Raw genomic sequence first — 16,680 nt, 5'->3', positions numbered from 1 at the left:
AGTGCCTTCCGCCCGCCCGGCTCCGAGCTCGCCGGCGCTACCTGATCGCCTTGATCAGCTCACCGTTGGTGGTGTCGCCGCTCAGCTCCCAGAAGAACGTGCCGCCCAGGCCCTGTGCGTCCTTGAAGGCCATCTTCGTGCCGATGGTCTCCGGGGTGTCATAGCTCCACCACTGGTCGCCGCACTTGGCGTAGGCGGTGCCGCCCACCTTGCCGGTGGCCGGACAACGGCTCTTGAGCACCTTGTAGTCGTCGATACCGGCCTCGTACTTGCCCGGCGCGGCGCCGGTCGCCGTGCCGCCCGGTGCGCTCTGGGTGACGCCCGACCAGCCGCGGCCGTAGAAGCCGATGCCCAGCAGCAGCTTGCTCGCCGGAACGCCGAGACCCTTGAGCTTGGCGAGGGTGTCGGTGCTGTTGAAGCCGGCCTTCGGGATGCCGCTGTACGACGTCAGCGGGGAGTGCGGGGCCGTCGGGCCCTTGGCGTCCCAGGCGCCGAAGTAGTCGTAGGTCATCGGGTTGTACCAGTCGACGTACTGGGCCGCGCCCGCGTAGTCGGCAGCGTCGATCTTGCCGCCGGCCGAGGCGTCCGCGGTGATCGCCGCGGTCACCAGATTGCTCTGGCCGAACTTCGACCGCAGTGCCTTCAGCACGTTGGTGAGGGCGTCCCTGCCGCTGGTGTCGCAGGTCAGACCGCAGGCGTTGGGGTACTCCCAGTCGATGTCGATACCGTCGAAGACATCCGCCCAGCGCTTGTCCTCGACCAGGTCGTAGCAGGACTGCGCGAAGGCGGCCGGGTTCTTGGCGGCCTCGCCGAAGCCGCCCGACCAGGTCCAGCCGCCGAACGACCAGATCACCTTGAGGTTCGGATGCAGCTTCTTGAGCTTTCTGAGCTGGTTGAAGTTGCCGCGCAGCGCGCCGTTGTCCCAGGTGTCCGCCGTGCCGTCGACGCTCTGGTCGGCGGTGTACGCCTTGTCGTAGTCGGCGTAGGAGTCGCCGATGGCGCATTTGCCGCCCTGGACGTTGCCGAAGGCGTAGTTGATGTGCGTCAGCCTGTCCGCCGAGCCCGACGTCTCGATGTTCTTGACGTGGTAATTGCGGTCGTAGACGCCCCAGTTGGTGAAGTATCCGACGACCTTGCCGCCCGCGGCGGCGGCTGCCGGGGCCGCGGCGCGCGGTGCGGTGGGGGTGTTCGCGGGGCTTGCGGAGGCCGGTCCGGCGAGCAGGGTGCCGGCCAGCGCCGCCGTACACAGCGCGGTGACGGCGGCGAGCACTCTGCGCGGTGAGCGCATCCGGTGCGGTCTGAGCATGTCGTCTCCTCGGAGGGGGTGGGGGTGCCCGCACACTCCCGGACGGCCCGTTCTCCGGGCGGATGACGGGGGCGCTGCGGACACCCCCTGGGGGGAGATCCTGACCTGCGTTCCGAATTGGCATGAACGCGTTGAACGTTGGAGGAGAAGGTAGAAGGACTAGACCAGTGAGTCAATGGTTCGGACCAATTTCCCGGCCAGTCGGTACGCCGGGCCGGATCCCCGCAGCCCGTGATGATCAACCCGTGACGCGGAGCCTCCGATCGGGCATACTCCTAGCGCCACAGTCGCAGGTCATCGCCTTCCGAGACCCGGAACGCGATCATCGGCCTGGCACTACGGAAACCGGCGCCGCCGCCCACCCCGCGCGTGTCGCCGCAGCGCCCGACAGGGAGGAGAGCGCCGCCATGACCGAGTACGGCCCCCGGCCGGTGGACCGCAGGCTGCCCACCGAAGAAGCCCGTGACCTGTTGACGCTCGTACGCGAGCTCGCCGAGCGCGAGATCCGGCCAACGGCCGCCGAGGAGGAGGACGCCGGGCACTTCCCCCGTGCGACCTTCACCCTGCTGTCGGAATCCGGACTGCTGTCGCTGCCCTACGACGAGGAATTCGGCGGTGGCGGCCAGCCGTACGAGGTCTACCTCCAGGTCCTGGAGGAGCTCGCCGCAGCCCGGCTCACCGTCGGCCTCGGCGTCAGCGTGCACACCCTCGCCTGTCATGCGCTCGCCGGATACGGCAGCAAGGAGCAGCGCGCCGAACACCTTCCGGACATGCTCGGCGGCGGACTGCTGGGTGCGTACTGCCTCTCCGAGCCCTCCTCGGGCTCCGATGCCGCCTCCCTGACCACCCGGGCCACCCGGGAGGGCGACGTCTGGACGCTGGAGGGCACCAAGGCCTGGACCACCCACGGTGGCGTGGCCGATTTCTATACCGTGCTGGCCCGCACCGGCGGCAGCGGCGCCCATGGCATCACCGCCTTCCTGGTGCCCGGCGACGCCGAGGGGCTGAGTGCCGCGGCGCCCGAGCGCAAGATGGGCATGAAGGGCTCCCCGACCGCCCAGCTGCACTTCGACGCCGTCCGCGTCCCCGACTCCCGCCGCCTCGGGGACGAGGGGCAGGGCTTCGCCATCGCCCTGTCCGCGCTGGACTCCGGGCGCCTGGGGATCGCGGCCTGTGCCATCGGCGTCGCCCAGGCGGCGTTGGACGAGGCGCTCGCCTACGCCGCCGAACGACAGCAATTCGGCCGCCCCATCGCCGACTTCCAGGGCCTGCGCTTCATGCTCGCCGATATGGCGACCCAGATCGAGGCGGGCCGCGCGCTCTACCTCACCGCCGCCCGGCTGCGCGATGCCGGTCTGCCGTTCTCCAAGGAAGCGGCGATGGCCAAGCTGTTCTGTACCGACACCGCGATGCGGGTGACCACCGACGCCGTCCAGCTCCTCGGCGGCTACGGCTACACCCTCGACTTCCCGGCCGAGCGCTTCATGCGCGAGGCCAAGGTCCTGCAGATCGTCGAGGGCACCAACCAGATCCAGCGGATGGTCATCGCCCGCCATCTCGCGGGCCCCGAGAAGCGCTGAGCGGGACGGGGCGGGCGGGGACGTCCCCGCCCACCCCGCGGCTTCCCGCCCAGCCGGGGCCCGGTGTCAGCCCACCAGCCCCTTGAGCCCCGTCGCCGTCCCGATCGCGATCACCAGCCCGCCGGATGTACGGGCCTGTGCCCGCGCCACGGCGGACGCGACGGCGGACGACGGCTCCAGGAGCAGGCCCTCCGCCGCCAGCCTCCGGTGTTCGGCCATGATCGCCTCGTCACCCACCGCGACCGCCGTGCCTCCGCTGCGCCACAGTGCGTCGAGCCCCTGCCAGCAGGGCCGCTCCTCGCCGAGGGAGAACGCCACCGTCGGCCCGCCCGCCACTCGCGTACGCTCCTGGTCCGCACGGTCCGGGTGGCGCAGCGCGGCGGTGAACGGTGCCGTGGCGGCGGTTTCCGCGGCCACCAGCCGGGGCTCCCGGCCGATCAGCCCGGCGGCCGCCAACTCCCGGAAGCCACGGCCGATTCCGGCCAGCAGATCCGCCCGGCTGGTCGGCACCACCACGGTGTCGAGCTGCCGCCCGGGAAAGTCCCGCGCCAGCTCGTAGGCGACCGACTTGTACCCCTCGTTGGCATGGGGGGCAGGGCCGCCGGCAGGCCCCACGGACCGCCGGGATAGCTGCTGAGGTCCACGCCGCACAGATCCGCGAGCGGCGGCATCGTATTGGCACCGATGCCCTCCGCTGCGCAGGTCCGGCAGCCGTCGAAACCCTCCGCGGGGCGGGCGCAGCGCAGACAGTGCAGAGATCGTGAGGTCACCGTGGCTCCAGGGAGCAGTGGCGCGTCGACCAGGTGACGGTAACAGGCAAAGCTCGACTTCGCCCCCTACGATTCATTCCGGGTCTGGCCGTCCGTTGAGAGCTGACGTACCGTCAACTCCCGTTCGCGGGCGTTGTGTCCGGGGTGACGCCCGGCCGTCCGCGCGCCCAGGAGGAGACCGTGCCCGACCGCCCGATCGCGCTCGACGAGTACCCGATCCACCAGGTCCCGCTGTCCCTGCGGTATGTCGCCACCGGCGACCGCAACGCCTACGACCGGTGCATCTTCCATGTCATGGACCACTCCGGCCGCGCCCTGCTGATCGCCGGCCTCGGTGTCTACCCCAACACCGGCGTCATCGACGCCTATGCCACCCTCCGCCTCGGCGACCGGCTGTATGCCGTGCGGGCCTCCGACGCGCTCACCGACGACCGCCTCGCGCTCACCGTCGGCCCGCTCACCATCACCGTCGAGGAGCCGCTCGCCCGTCTGCGGCTGACCTGCGCCGCGGACCCCGCCGACCCGGACGGCCTGGCCTACGACCTGACCTGGCACGCGGCGTTCCCCGCCACCTGGGAGCCGCACCACACCCAGTACCGCGGCGACCGGCTGATGCTGGAGGGCCGGCGGTTCGTCCAGGCGGGCACCTGCACCGGCAGCATCCGCGTCGCCGGCCAGGAGCTCGCCGTCACGGCGGGGGAGTGGACCGGCACCCGCGACCGCAGCTGGGGCGTCCGCCCGATCCCCGGTGAGGACGGCGGACGGGCCGCGGAGGAGCTGCGGCCCGAGGGCTTCCACTGGCTCTGGTGCCCGGTGCGCTTCGACGACCGCTTTGTGATGGTCATCGTCCAGGAGGACGCCGACGGCCATCGCACCCTCAACGAGGCCCTCGTGGTCCACGACGACGCCCGCGAGGTCCAACTCGGCTGGCCGCACACGGACATCGGCTACCGCCCCGGCACCCGCCACCCCGAACGCGCCGTCATCCACCTCACCGGCCCCGGCCGCAAGCCCCTGGAACTCACCGCCGAGATCCTCACCTCCTCGCCCCTCGCCCTCGGGGCCGGCTACCCTCCCCCAAGCTCTCAACTCCGTTCGAGCAGGGGGGACCCCCATGCCGACGACTGGCAGCACGGCACCTGGCGGGGCCGCGGCTGGACCGACCGCCGCAGTTACGACCTCACCGACCCGGCGGCACATCCGCTCGCCGCCTACGGAGTCACCGACCACGCCGCCCGTTTCACCCTCGAAGGCCGCACCGGCTACGGCATCTTCGAGCACGGAAGCTTCGGCCGGCACGACCCCAGCGGCTTCACCGGGTATGACTCCGTCGCGCGGGAGGCCGGCCGATGACACAGCATCCGTCACCCTCCGCGGGCCCCGACGGAAGCCACCCCGGGGGAGCGCCCGTGGGCCGGCGCCCCCGCACCACCACCCGTGACCCCGAAGCCCTCACCCGCCGGCTCACCGCCTGGCTCGGCACCCGGCTGCCCGGCGCCCGCGCCGTCGCCGCGACCGTCCCGGACTCCAACGGCATGTCCAGCGAGACCCTGCTCTTCGACCTCGACCACCCCGAGCCGCCGGTGCCCTCCTGCGCACTGCGCCTCGCCGCCGACCCCGCCGCATACACCGTCTTCCCGCGCTACGACATGGCCCGGCAATACCGCACCATGAGCCTGGTCGCCGCCCACACCGACCTCCCGGTGCCCCGCACCCTCTGGCTGGAGGAGGACCCGGCACACCTCGGCGCGCCGTTCTTCGTCATGGCCCGCGCCCACGGCCGCGTCCCACCGGACGTCATGCCCTATACGTACGAGGGGAATTGGCTGTACGAGGCCACCGATACCCAACGCGACCACCTGGAAGCCGCCAGCGTCTCGGTCCTCGCCCGGCTGCACGACCAAGTCCCGCCCGCCGCGGCCGACTTCCTCGCCACCCCCGGCACCGGTAGCGCGCTGCACCGACATGTCGAGGCCCAACGTGCCTACTACTCCTGGGTCATTGACGGCCGCCCGCGCTCCCCGCTGATCGAGCGTGGCTTCGCCCGGCTGGCCGACCACTGGCCGTCGGACCCCGGCGAGACCGTTCTGACCTGGGGTGACGCCCGGATCGGCAATATCGTCTACGACGGGTTCGAACCGGCCGCCGTCCTCGACTGGGAGATGGCCGCCCTCGGCCCCCGCGAACTCGACCTGGGCTGGATGGTCTACCTCCACCGCTTCTTCCAGGACCTCACCGAGGCCGGCGGCAAACGGGGACTGCCCGACTTCCTGAGCCGCGACCGCGTCGAGAGCCGCTATGCCGCGCTCACCGGGCACCCGCCCCGCGATCTGGACTTCCACACCCTCTACGCGGCCCTGCGGCACGCCATCGTGATGCTGCGAGTGGCCTACCGCCAGGTCCACTTCGGCGAGATACCGGTCCCGGCCGACGCCGATGCGCTGATCCTCCACCGGGACACGCTGGAGGCGATGATCGAGGGCCGCTACTGGTGAGCGCGGCCCCCCGGAATGGTTCTACGGGCCGGAAAGGCCCTATGGGCTCTCAGGCGCCTGGACGCATCCTTGGCACCCGGACCGGCTGGGTGCCGGGTCCGCCGATGTGCGAGAACGGCTGACGGCGCCAGTCCAGGCTCTCCGGAAGCGTCAGCAGCATCGCCGCGTCCTGCTCCTGGGCGTCCAGCCTGTCCTCGGTCTCCGGTGCCTCGGCCACCGCCCGGCCGGAGCCCTGGCACACCGTCAGCCCGAACGGGTTCCACGGCGAGGCGCACAGCGCGTGCTCCGGGAGCGTGTCCTCGTCCGCCAGCAGCGCGATCGGCTGCAGGCAGTCGGGGCAGGTCACTCGGTAGATCTCATAGGTGTCGAAAGAGTCGTACGCACCGTCGTCGCCGGAGAGGCCGGAACTGTCGCCCTCCTGGGCGTCGATGTTCGTGGCAGCGGAGTCCTGCTTAAGGCGTCGCATGATGTCCATCCCCCTCGGGTGGGCCAGTCGTACCGCTGACTTCCTGTGACGGGCGGTCCCGGCCACCAGCAGCAATTCCCTTCATGCCGCACGCATAATCGCCGGCACCCCACCGACACCGGATCACACGTGTGGCATTGGTCACATGGCCCGGCGTAAGGGGGTCCACGATCCGGCGCGCGGTGCGCATACGCGCCCGCGCACAGTAGGTTGAGTGCGTGGAGGAGCTGGACCGACAAATCGTGGATCTGCTCGTCAAGGACGGGCGGATGAGCTACACCGACCTGGGCAAGGCCACCGGCCTGTCCACCTCGGCGGTGCACCAGCGGGTGCGCCGTCTGGAGCAGCGCGGTGTCATCCGGGGCTATGCCGCCATCGTGGACCCCGAAGCGGTGGGCCTGCCGCTCACCGCCTTCATCTCGGTCAAACCCTTCGACCCCAGCGCGCCGGACGACATCGCCGACCGCCTGGCCGAGGTCCCCGAGCTGGAGGCCTGCCACAGCGTCGCGGGCGACGAGAACTACATCCTCAAGGTCCGGGTCGCCACCCCCTTGGAGCTGGAGCATCTGCTCACCCGCATAAGGACCCTCGCCGGTGTCTCGACCCGCACCACGGTCGTGCTCTCCACCCCCTACGAGGCCCGTCCGCCACGCATCTGACCGGTGATCGCCCCCCGCGCGCGGCCCGTCCGCGCACAGGGGTCAAACTGTCCGGTATGAGCGAGCGCACCCCCGATCCGGTCCGACAGCACCCCTCCGGCCCGGCCCGTCCCCGTACGGTCCTGCTGCGCGGCGGTGAGGTGCACAGCCCCGCGGACCCCTTCGCCACCGCCATGGTCGTCGAGGGCGACCGCATCGCCTGGGTCGGTGAGGAGGGCGCGGCCGACTCCTTCGCCGAGGGCGTGGACGAGGTCGTTCCGCTCGACGGTGCGCTCGTCACCCCGGCGTTCACGGACGCACATGTGCACACCACCGCGACGGGGCTCGCGCTCACCGGGCTCGATCTGTCCGGTGCGGCCACCCTGTCCGATGCCCTGGCCAGGATCCGCGGCTATGCGGCCGCGCGGGAGGCGGACCGGATTCTGCTCGGACACGGCTGGGACGCCAGCGCCTGGCCGGAGGACCGCCCGCCGTCCCGCGCGGAACTGGACGCGGCCACCGGTGGCCGCCCGCTCTACCTCACCCGGGTGGATGTGCACTCCGCGGTGGTGACGACGGCGCTGCTCGATCTGGTCCCCGGGGTGCGCGAGCTGGCCGGGTTCCGGGCGGACGCGCCGCTGACCGGTGACGCCCACCATGCGGTGCGCCAGGCCGCGTACGCCACCGTCACCCCCGCCCAGCGCGCCGAGGCCCAGGCCGCCGCGCTCGCCCGCGCCGCCTCGCTCGGCATCGGCAGCGTCCATGAGTGCGCGGGCCCGGACATCTCCGGTGAGGACGACTTCACGGCGCTGCTCGCGCTCGCCCGGGAGGGCAACGGCCCGCGCGTCGTCGGCTACTGGGCCGAACTGGTCGCGTCCGCAAAGGACGCGGAGCGGATCCGTGAACTCGGGGCCATCGGCGCCGCGGGCGATCTCTTCGTCGACGGCTCGCTCGGATCGCACACCGCCCATCTGCACGCCCCGTACGCGGACTCGCCCAGCTCCACCGGCGCCGCGCACCTCGACGCCGAGGCCGTCGCCGCCCATGTCACCGCCTGCACCGAGGCCGGACTCCAGGCCGGCTTCCACGCCATCGGTGACGCGGCCCTGACCGGCGTCGTCGACGGGGTGCGGGCCGCCGCCGAGCGCCTTGGCCTCGCCCGGATCCGGGCCGCCCGGCACCGCGTCGAGCATGCCGAGATGCTCACCGACCGCACCATCGCCGGCTTCGCCGACCTGGCCCTGACCGCCTCCGTCCAGCCCGCCTTCGACGAGGCGTGGGGCGGCGCGGAGGGCATGTACGCCGCCCGTCTCGGCGTCGACCGGGCCCGCACCCTCAACCCGTACGCCGCGCTGCTCAAGGCCGGGGTCCCGCTCGCCCTCGGCTCCGACAGCCCGGTCACCCCGCTCGACCCCTGGGGCACCGTGCGGGCCGCCGTCTTCCACCGAACCCGCGCCCACGGCATCTCCGCCCGCGCCGCGTTCACCGCCCACACCCGCGGCGGCTGGCGCGCCATCGGCAGGGACGACGCGGGCGTCCTGGTGCCCGGCGCCCCCGCCGATTACGCGGTCTGGCGCACCGGCGAGCTGCTCGTCCAGGCGCCCGACGAGCGGGTGGAGCGCTGGTCCACCGACCCCCGCTCCGGCACCCCCGGCCTGCCCGATCTCACCCCCGGCAACGACCTCCCGGTGTGCCTGCGCACGGTGGTCGGCGGGCGAACGGTCTTCGGACCGCCGAACGAGTGACATCACGCGGGCACGTGCCGGCGCGGACCGTGCTTGCTGCTCCTTGGCCCACCTGCGGGCGCTCGCGGCTGACCTGGGGCGACGCGAAACGACGCAGGCGGAGCACCTGTTGACAGCAGGCGGTCGGCGGCCGGTAGGTTCGGCCGAGTCCACCACAGGACGTCCGACCGGTAGATCTCCGCGCAGTCGTCGAACGCAGCTGGGCCATGGGGCGGTGCGCCACTGGGGCACACCGCCACTGGGAGCCAGGTCCAGTGACCCGCGGCACGGGGCGACGGAAGGTTTCGGCTGGTCGGCGGGTGCGACCCGGGTGGGGCCCGGACGCTCAGTAGACAACGGCTTTCGGTCGACCCGCAGCCAGCGGGTCCCAGGTCGGCCCGAAGGGCGCCGGGCCCCTATCCGCACCGCACATCATCCCGCGCGCATCCTCCCCGCGCTGCCTCTTTACCTTTTGTGCACCCCGCATCCGCAATCCCGGCCTCCCGTTGTACGGTCAGCTCACTACCGCTCGACCTGCAGGAAGGCTCGTGACCGTGCCATCGGGCTCCGACACCACCGAAGAAGCCGTCAGCGGCACCACGCCCGACGGCCCGGTGCCACCCGCCGGGACGGCCTCCGCCGCCGCGCCCGCCCGCCCCGGACGCGCCCGTCGTCTGGCCGCACTGGCCCGCCGTGAGGCGCCGCGCAGCGGCCTCGCGGTCGTCGCCGGACTCGCGCTCGGACTCGCCTTCCCGCCGTACGACCTGTGGCCGCTGTCCCTGGTGTCCGTCGCCGCGCTGTCGCTGCTGACCCGTGGCCGGACCGCCCGCCAGGGAGCCTGGACGGGCTTCGTGTTCGGGCTGCCCTTCTTCCTGATCCTGCTGAAGTGGCTGCATGTCGTCGGCTGGGACGCGGTGGTGGGCCTCTCGATCGCCGAGGCGTTCTTCCTGGCGCTGCTGGGCGCGGCGCTCGCCGTCACCTCCCGGCTGCCGGCCTGGCCGGTGTGGACGGCCTGTCTGTGGGTCGCCGAGGAATGGGCCCGCGACCGGCTGCCGCTCGGCGGCTTCCCGTGGGGCCGGCTGGCGTTCGCGAACACCGGATCGCCGCTCACCCCGCTCGCCGCGCTCGGCGGTGCCCCGCTGGTGACCTTCGCCGTCGCGCTGGCCGCGGCGCTGCTCGCCGCCTGCGCCGCCACCCTCTGGGGGCTGCGCAAGAACGGGTCGCTGCGCCGGGCCGTCCCGGCGCTGGAGGCGTTCGGGCTCGCCGCCGCGGTCACCCTGGCCGGGGCGCTGGTGCCCGTCCCCACGAAGGCCGACGACACCGTTGACATCGCTGTCGTCCAGGGCAACGTCCAGTCACCCGGCATGGACTTCCTGGGCCGCCCCATGATGATCACCGACAACCACGCCACCGCCACCGAGAAGCTCGCCGCGGACGTCAAGGCCGGCCGGGCCAAGAAGCCGGACCTGGTCATCTGGCCGGAGAACTCCTCCGACCTCGATCCGTACAAGTACCGGGAGGCGTACGATCGGATCGACGAGGCCGTGAAGGCCATCAACGTGCCCGTCCTCGTCGGCGCCCTGGTCGACCACCCCACCAAGAAGGGCTATGTCTTCAACGAGGGCATCGTCTGGGATCCGAAGAAGGGGCCGGGCGCCTCCTACACCAAGCAGCACCCGGTGCCGTTCGGCGAGTATGTGCCGTTCCGGGAGCAGCTCAGCAAGATCATCACGCGCTTCGAGCGGGTGCCCCGCAACTTCTACCCCGGTGACCACACCGGCGTGCTCAAGGTCGGCCCCGCCCGGCTCGGCGACGTCATCTGCTTCGAGGTCGCCTACGACGAGATCGTCCACGACACCGTCGACGCCGGTGCCCGTGCCCTGGTCATCCAGACCAACAACGCCACCTACGGCCGCACCGGCCAGCCCGAGCAGCAGCTGGCGATGTCGAAGCTGCGCGCCGTCGAACACGGCCGCGCCGTGGTCACCGCCGCCACCAGCGGAATCAGCGCGGTGGTCGCCCCCGACGGCACGGTCACCCACCGGATCCCCGAGTTCACGCAGGGCGTGGTCTCCGCGCGGATTCCGCTGCGGGACGAAACGACGCTCGCCGACCGCGTCGGTGCCGCTCCTGAGTGGGCGCTCGCTATCGTGGGCCTTCTGTCCTGCGCCGCCGCGGCAGTCATCGGCCGGCGTGGGCGTACGAAGGACGAGAAGGGGCAGCAGTGACAGACGGTCAGCGGCAGTACGGTCCGCTCGGCACCACGTTGGTGATCATTCCGACGTACAACGAGGCGGAGAACATCAAGCCGATCGTCTCGCGGGTGCGGTCCGCCGTCCCAGAGGCACATGTCCTGGTCGCGGACGACAACAGTCCTGACGGCACCGGCAAGCTGGCCGACGAACTGGCCGCCGAAGACGAGCAGGTCCATGTCCTGCACCGCAAGGGCAAGGAAGGCCTCGGCGCCGCCTATCTCGCCGGCTTCCGGTGGGGCATCGACAACGGCTACGGCGTGCTGGTCGAGATGGACGCCGACGGCTCGCACCAGCCCGAGGAGCTGCCCCGGCTGCTCACCGCCCTCAAGGGCGCCGATCTCGTCCTGGGATCGCGCTGGGTGCCCGGCGGCCGTACCGTCAACTGGCCCAAGTACCGCCAGCTCATCTCCCGCGGCGGCAGCACCTACTCCCGGCTGGCGCTGGATCTGCCGCTGCGCGACCTCACCGGCGGCTACCGGGCCTTTCGCGCGGAGGCCCTCAAGGGGCTGGGCCTGGATGACGTCGCCTCCCAGGGCTACTGCTTCCAGGTCGACCTCGCCCGCCGCGCCGTGCAGGCCGGCTATCACGTCGTCGAGGTCCCGATCACCTTTGTCGAGCGTGAGTACGGCGACAGCAAGATGAGCCGGGACATCGTCGTGGAGGCGCTGTGGCGCGTCACGGCCTGGGGTGTCGGCTCACGGGTGGACAAGCTCCGCGGCCGCTGACCCCGGCCCCGCGGCGCCCGGTGGCCGGGGAGTTGATCAGTCCGGCGACCCTTGGGAAAGGCCGCCCGACGGGCCAGGCACACTTGAGGCATGTCGTTCGGAGCCACGCCATCGCCGAGTCCCCGCCCGCCCCAGCGCTCGCGCGCCCGTAGGTTCGTGCCCTTGGGCATCGCCGCCTGGATGGTGCTGGAGATCTGGCTGCTGACCGTCGTGGCCGGTGCCACCAACGGTCTGACGGTCCTGCTTCTGCTGGTCGGCGGAGTGATCGTCGGCGGTTATGTGACCAAGCGGGCCGGCCGTCGCGCCTGGCGGAACCTCACCGAGAGCTTTCAGACCGCCGGCGACCCGGCGGCGCCCGGCAACTCCCTGTCCGGCAACGGAAGATCCGGCAGCGGGACGTCGGGCAGCGGCAATACGCTCCCGATGGCCGGCGGGCTGCTGCTGATGCTGCCGGGGCTGGTGTCCGACGCACTGGGGCTGCTCTGCCTCTTCCCGCCGACCGGAAAGCTGATCCAGCGCCGCGCCGAGAAGCTGCTGTCCCGGCGGTCGGGCTACGCCCCGGGCTCGTTCGGTGACGCGTTCCAGCAGGCCCGGATGCACCGGCCGGACGGCAAGGTCGTCCAGGGCGAGGTCATCCGCGACGACGAGCCCCCGTCCCCGCGCCGCCAGGATCCGCCGCTCACCGGCTGAGGCCCCCCGCGGCCGGACGGAGCGGCCACGGATGCGGCAAGGGCCGGGGCCACTGCGCAATGCAGTGGCCCCGGCCCTTGCGTGCTGCTTGTCGCAGGCCCGTTGTCAGGCGGACTTGCGGTTGCTGTCGCGCGGATGCACGGCAATGTTCATGGTGCCGGAGCGCAGGACGGCCAGCCGTTCGGCCAGCACCTCCTCGAGCTCCTCGCGGGTGCGCCGCTCCATGAGCATGTCCCAGTGCGTACGCGCGGGCTTACCCTTCTTCTCCTCGGGGCCGTCGCCATCCACCAGAAGAGAGGGTGCACCGCATACCTTGCACTCCCACTCCGGCGGAATCTCGGCCTCAACCGAGAACGGCATCTCGAATCGATGTCCGTTCTGGCATGCGTACTCCACCGCCTGGCGCGGGGCCAGGTCGATGCCGCGGTCGGTCTCGTAGCTGGTCACCACGAGTCGCGTGCCGCGGAGAGCTCGCTCACTCATGAATCGTGCCTCCCGGGCTTGTCGCCCACAGGACAGGTGTCGCTGTCGTCGTCATCCGGTCAACGTCCGGTCGGCGGTGAAGATTCCCGAATTCGGGACATGAGCCCACCCGTCGCCCACCACCGCCCTTGACGGAGGCGCTGTGCGCCGCTGCCTTCCTTCGTGCCGCCCCTTGTTGTACCCACCGGCGCCCGGTTTGTCACATCTGGCAGCAGATGTCACCCAGCGCCTTCCATGCTTGAGCGCGCAGTAACGGTCCGCCTGGTGAGCCAAAGGCGTACACTACCGCCCCGCACCCCCGGAGGCTAAATCCGGTCAGCTACTGGATTCCGGCCGCAGCGATCGCCCGCCCCACCGGGACCCTCGCCGGCAGGACGAAACCGACCGTGAAGAACGCCAAGGGGCACGATCCCCGTTCACGGCGGCGGACGGCGGACGGCCCACGGGCGGCTCAGGCCCAGCACCCCCGCGCGGTCAGCACCGTCCGCAGCGTCTCGATGTGGTCGGTCATGATGCCGTCCACGCCGAGATCCAACAGGGCGGTCATCCGCTCCGCGTCGTTGATCGTCCAGACATGGACCTGCATGCCCAGCGCGTGCGCGGCGCGCAGGAACAGCGGATCGACGACCGGGAGGCCGGACTGCCGCTCGGGGACCTGGACGCAGACCGCGCTGCGCCGCACCGCCGCACCCAGCAGCCGGTCGAGCGGCAGCACTCCGCGGCCGTACGAGCGCAGCCGCAGCCCGGCCACACCACGGGTGCCGAGCGAGCTCGCCATCTGCCGGCCGGCCAGCCGCTGGGCCCGCGCCACCCGTGCCTCCGAGAACGAACCGACGCACACCCGGTCCCAGGCGCGCGTGCGGCGCAGCAGGTCCAGCAGGGGCGGCAGTGCGGCATCGGCCTTGAGGTCGACGTTCCAGCGCGCCTCGGGGAACTCCTCCAGCAGCTCCTCGAACAGCGGCAGCGGCTCCCGGCCGCCGACCCGGGCCCGGCGCACCGCCCGCCAGGGGAGCTGCCCGATCGCGCCGCGGCTGTCGGTGACGCGATCGAGCGTCGCGTCGTGGAAGGCGACGAGCTGCCCGTCCGATGTGGCGTGCACATCGGTCTCCAGATAGCGGTAGCCGAGGCCGACCGCGCGGCGGAAGGCGGCGGCGGTGTTCTCCAGGCCCTCCGCGTCCCCGCCCCGGTGGGCGAAGGGGAGCGGCCCGGGGTGGTCGAGATAGGCGTGGCGGATGCGTATCGCTGAGGTCACTCCGGCAGTATTGCGCGCTCAGGTGAAGCCCCTCCGCGGGCCACCACCGGGGACGGTTTCGCGCGGGCGTCCCTGATCGCGAAGCGGCGGAGGAAGAACTGCGCCAGGGGGCCGATGGCCAGCGCATAGGCCACCGTGCCGACGCCGACGGACCCGCCGAGCGCAAAGCCCGCCGCGAGCACCGTCACCTCGATGCAGGTCCGCACCAGCCGCACCGGGCGGCCGGTCCGCCGGTGCAGCCCGGTCATCAGCCCGTCGCGTGGCCCCGGGCCGAAATCGGCGGCGATGTACAGGCCGGTCGCGGCGCCGTTCAGGAGGACGGCGCCCGCGAGCAGCGGGATACGGGCGCCCAGCGAGTCCAGCTCGGGCACCCAGGCCAGGGTCGCGTCCATCACCAGCCCGAGGATCACCACATTGGACACCGTGCCCAGGCCGGGGCGCTGGCGCAGCGGGATCCACAGCAGCAGGATCAGCGCGCCGGACACGATGGTGACCGTGCCGATCGACAGCCCTGTATGACGGGATATGCCCTGGTTGAGCACGCTCCATGGCTCCAGCCCCAGCTCGGCCCGCAGCATCAGCCCCATGCTGACGCCGTAGAGCGTCAGCCCCGTGTAGAGCTGAACCAGCCGGCGCACCGGCAGACGCCTCCGTGGGCCGGATTCACTGGTCATGGACACGACTATTCCCCCTCCTGGCAGGATTGGACCGATGCGTGACACCATGTGGCGTGTCCGGGCTCGGGAAGTAGAGCCAATTCGGGGAAGGTGGACTGATCTTCATGGCTCAGTGGACTTCAGCGGTCGGTGCGCCCCAACTCGCCCGGCTGCTCCGGTCGCAGGACCCACGTGACGCCCAACTCGCGGTCGGCGGGCGCCGGTTGCCCGCCTATCGCAGCCTCGCCGACGGTGTGCGCCTTCTCGTACTGGAAGGCCGGATACCGGTCGCCGCCCGCCTGCCGGCCGAGCGCGAACTGGCCGCGGCCTTCGGCGTCAGCCGGACCACCGTCGCCGCCGCCTACGAAGCGCTGCGCGCCGAAGGGTTCCTGGAGTCCCGGCGCGGCTCGGGCAGTTGGACCGCCGTACCGGCCGGCAATCCGCTCCCCACCCGCGGTCTGGAACCGCTGCCCCCGGAAGCCGCCGGCTCCATGATCGACCTCGGTTGCGCCGCCCTCCCGGCCCCCGAACCCTGGCTCACCCGCGCCGTCCAGGGTGCCATGGCCGACCTTCCTCTCTACTCCCACACCCACGGCGACTACCCGGCAGGCCTGCCCGTCCTGCGGCAGGCCCTCGCGGACCGCTACACCGCCCGCGGTATCCCCACCATGCCGGAACAGATCATGGTGACCACCGGCGCGATGGGCGCCGTCGCCGCGATCTGCCGGCTCTGTACCGGCCCCGGCGAGCGTGTGGCCGTCGATTCGCCCTCGTACGCCAACATCCTGCAGCTGATGCGGGACGCCGGTGCCCGGCTCGTCCCGGTCGCGCTCGGGGACAAGCTGGCCGGCTGGGACATTCCCGCCTGGCGCCAGGTGATGCGCGATGCCGCTCCCCGCATGGCCTATGTCGTCGCCGACTTCCACAATCCCACCGGCACCCTCGCCACCGAGGACCAGCGCCGCCGCCTCGTCGACGCCGCCCGGTCGGCCGGCACCCTGCTCGTCGTCGACGAGACCATGACCGAGCTCCGGCTGGACGAGGACGCCGAACCGCCCCGCCCGGTCTGCGCGTTCGACCCGGCCGGCAGCGCGGTGATCACCGTCGGCTCGGCGAGCAAGGCGTTCTGGGCCGGGATGCGGATCGGCTGGGTGCGCGCCGCCCCCGACATCATCCGCAGCCTGGTCGCCGCCCGCGCCTACTCCGACCTGGGCTCACCGGTCCTGGAACAGCTCGCCATCGCCTCGCTCCTGGAGAGCGGCGGCTGGGAGAAGGCCATCGGCATCCGCCGCGAGCAGGCCCGCGAAAATCGCGACGCGATCGTCGAGGCGCTGCACCGGCACCTTCCCGACTGGGAGTTCAGCGTGCCCCGCGGCGGCCTCACCCTCTGGGCACGTACGGGCGGACTCTCCGGCTCCCGGATCGCCGAGGCGGGGGAGCGGCTCGGGGTCCGGGTGCCCTCCGGCCCGCGATTCGGTGTCGACGGCGCCTTCGAGGGCTTCGTACGGCTGCCGTTCACGGTCAACGGAGCCGTCGCCGACGAGGCCGCGGTCCGGCTGGCCGGCGCCGCGCGACTGGTGGCGACGGGCGCACCGGTGGAGGCGGAGCTGCGGCACACCTTCGTGGCCTGACGGGCTGTC

Annotated in this window: 15 protein-coding genes; 9 read left to right on the top strand and 6 right to left on the bottom strand. The window is 72.0% G+C overall.

Annotated elements, in window-relative coordinates:
- Positions 1 to 37: 37 nt before the first annotated feature.
- Entirely contained in the window at positions 38 to 1,306 is a 1,269-nt protein-coding gene (locus tag SLV14N_RS04215) for a glycoside hydrolase family 18 protein (protein ID WP_263268130.1), read from the bottom strand.
- A 407-nt stretch (positions 1,307 to 1,713) separates the two neighbouring features.
- On the opposite strand from SLV14N_RS04215, the gene SLV14N_RS04210 reads away from it, so the two are divergent.
- Positions 1,714 to 2,886 carry an acyl-CoA dehydrogenase family protein gene (locus SLV14N_RS04210; RefSeq protein WP_208679794.1) on the top strand — a complete coding sequence of 391 codons (1,173 nt, stop codon included), beginning with the start codon at positions 1,714 to 1,716 and terminating at the stop codon, positions 2,884 to 2,886.
- A 66-nt stretch (positions 2,887 to 2,952) separates the two neighbouring features.
- Here the strand turns inward: SLV14N_RS04210 and SLV14N_RS04205 are convergent, their stop codons facing one another.
- Positions 2,953 to 3,501, bottom strand: coding sequence for a pyridoxal-phosphate dependent enzyme (locus SLV14N_RS04205; RefSeq protein ID WP_263268126.1), 549 nt, complete (start codon positions 3,499 to 3,501; stop codon positions 2,953 to 2,955).
- A gap of 335 nt (positions 3,502 to 3,836) precedes the next feature.
- Here SLV14N_RS04205 and SLV14N_RS04200 point away from each other — a divergent pair, with 335 nt between their 5' ends.
- Positions 3,837 to 5,009, top strand: coding sequence for a hypothetical protein (locus SLV14N_RS04200; protein ID WP_263268124.1), 1,173 nt, complete (start codon positions 3,837 to 3,839; stop codon positions 5,007 to 5,009).
- Positions 5,006 to 6,151 carry a phosphotransferase family protein gene (locus SLV14N_RS04195; protein WP_263268122.1) on the top strand — a complete coding sequence of 382 codons (1,146 nt, stop codon included), beginning with the start codon at positions 5,006 to 5,008 and terminating at the stop codon, positions 6,149 to 6,151. The genes SLV14N_RS04200 and SLV14N_RS04195 overlap by 4 nt, the downstream gene beginning before the upstream one ends.
- Positions 6,152 to 6,200: 49 nt before the next feature.
- Here SLV14N_RS04195 and SLV14N_RS04190 read toward each other — a convergent pair whose 3' ends face one another.
- Positions 6,201 to 6,626, bottom strand: coding sequence for a hypothetical protein (locus SLV14N_RS04190; RefSeq protein WP_208679791.1), 426 nt, complete (start codon positions 6,624 to 6,626; stop codon positions 6,201 to 6,203).
- A gap of 209 nt (positions 6,627 to 6,835) precedes the next feature.
- On the opposite strand from SLV14N_RS04190, the gene SLV14N_RS04185 reads away from it, so the two are divergent.
- The 5 genes from SLV14N_RS04185 to fxsA all read left to right on the top strand — a co-directional run bounded on the left by SLV14N_RS04185 (position 6,836) and on the right by fxsA (position 12,649).
- Positions 6,836 to 7,276: an Lrp/AsnC family transcriptional regulator gene (locus tag SLV14N_RS04185; protein ID WP_026170119.1), complete on the top strand. Its 441-nt coding sequence runs from the start codon at positions 6,836 to 6,838 to the stop codon at positions 7,274 to 7,276.
- Between the two features lie 56 nt (positions 7,277 to 7,332).
- Positions 7,333 to 9,000: an amidohydrolase gene (locus SLV14N_RS04180; RefSeq protein ID WP_263268119.1), complete on the top strand. Its 1,668-nt coding sequence runs from the start codon at positions 7,333 to 7,335 to the stop codon at positions 8,998 to 9,000.
- Between the two features lie 533 nt (positions 9,001 to 9,533).
- Positions 9,534 to 11,207 (top strand): apolipoprotein N-acyltransferase, encoded by a 1,674-nt coding sequence (lnt, locus tag SLV14N_RS04175; RefSeq protein ID WP_263273016.1) that lies wholly within the window; start codon positions 9,534 to 9,536, stop codon positions 11,205 to 11,207.
- Complete coding sequence (locus SLV14N_RS04170; RefSeq protein ID WP_208679789.1) at positions 11,204 to 11,959, top strand: polyprenol monophosphomannose synthase; 756 nt, start codon at positions 11,204 to 11,206, stop codon at positions 11,957 to 11,959. Before lnt ends, SLV14N_RS04170 begins: the two co-directional genes overlap by 4 nt.
- Positions 11,960 to 12,049: 90 nt before the next feature.
- Positions 12,050 to 12,649 carry an FxsA family membrane protein gene (gene fxsA / locus SLV14N_RS04165; protein WP_208679788.1) on the top strand — a complete coding sequence of 200 codons (600 nt, stop codon included), beginning with the start codon at positions 12,050 to 12,052 and terminating at the stop codon, positions 12,647 to 12,649.
- Between the two features lie 105 nt (positions 12,650 to 12,754).
- Here fxsA and SLV14N_RS04160 read toward each other — a convergent pair whose 3' ends face one another.
- The 3 genes from SLV14N_RS04160 to SLV14N_RS04150 all read right to left on the bottom strand — a co-directional run bounded on the left by SLV14N_RS04160 (position 12,755) and on the right by SLV14N_RS04150 (position 15,058).
- Positions 12,755 to 13,132 (bottom strand): RNA polymerase-binding protein RbpA, encoded by a 378-nt coding sequence (locus SLV14N_RS04160; protein ID WP_026170122.1) that lies wholly within the window; start codon positions 13,130 to 13,132, stop codon positions 12,755 to 12,757.
- 451 nt (positions 13,133 to 13,583) lie between these two features.
- The gene (locus tag SLV14N_RS04155; protein ID WP_208679787.1) at positions 13,584 to 14,384 is read right to left on the bottom strand and encodes a glycerophosphodiester phosphodiesterase family protein; all 801 of its coding nucleotides are present in this window, start codon (positions 14,382 to 14,384) and stop codon (positions 13,584 to 13,586) included.
- The gene (locus SLV14N_RS04150) at positions 14,381 to 15,058 is read right to left on the bottom strand and encodes a YitT family protein (protein ID WP_263268110.1); all 678 of its coding nucleotides are present in this window, start codon (positions 15,056 to 15,058) and stop codon (positions 14,381 to 14,383) included. The genes SLV14N_RS04155 and SLV14N_RS04150 overlap by 4 nt, the downstream gene beginning before the upstream one ends.
- Before the next feature lie 107 nt (positions 15,059 to 15,165).
- Here SLV14N_RS04150 and SLV14N_RS04145 point away from each other — a divergent pair, with 107 nt between their 5' ends.
- Positions 15,166 to 16,671 (top strand): PLP-dependent aminotransferase family protein, encoded by a 1,506-nt coding sequence (locus SLV14N_RS04145; protein ID WP_263268109.1) that lies wholly within the window; start codon positions 15,166 to 15,168, stop codon positions 16,669 to 16,671.
- The last annotated feature ends 9 nt before the right edge of the window (positions 16,672 to 16,680 follow it).

Origin of the sequence: Streptomyces sp. Je 1-4 4N24 (assembly GCF_026239515.1) — a bacterium.
Taxonomy (GTDB): Bacteria; Actinomycetota; Actinomycetes; order Streptomycetales; family Streptomycetaceae; genus Streptomyces; species Streptomyces nigrescens.
The sequence above is the reverse complement of the archived record's forward strand: the minus strand, read 5'-3'. Positions and strand labels throughout refer to the sequence as shown.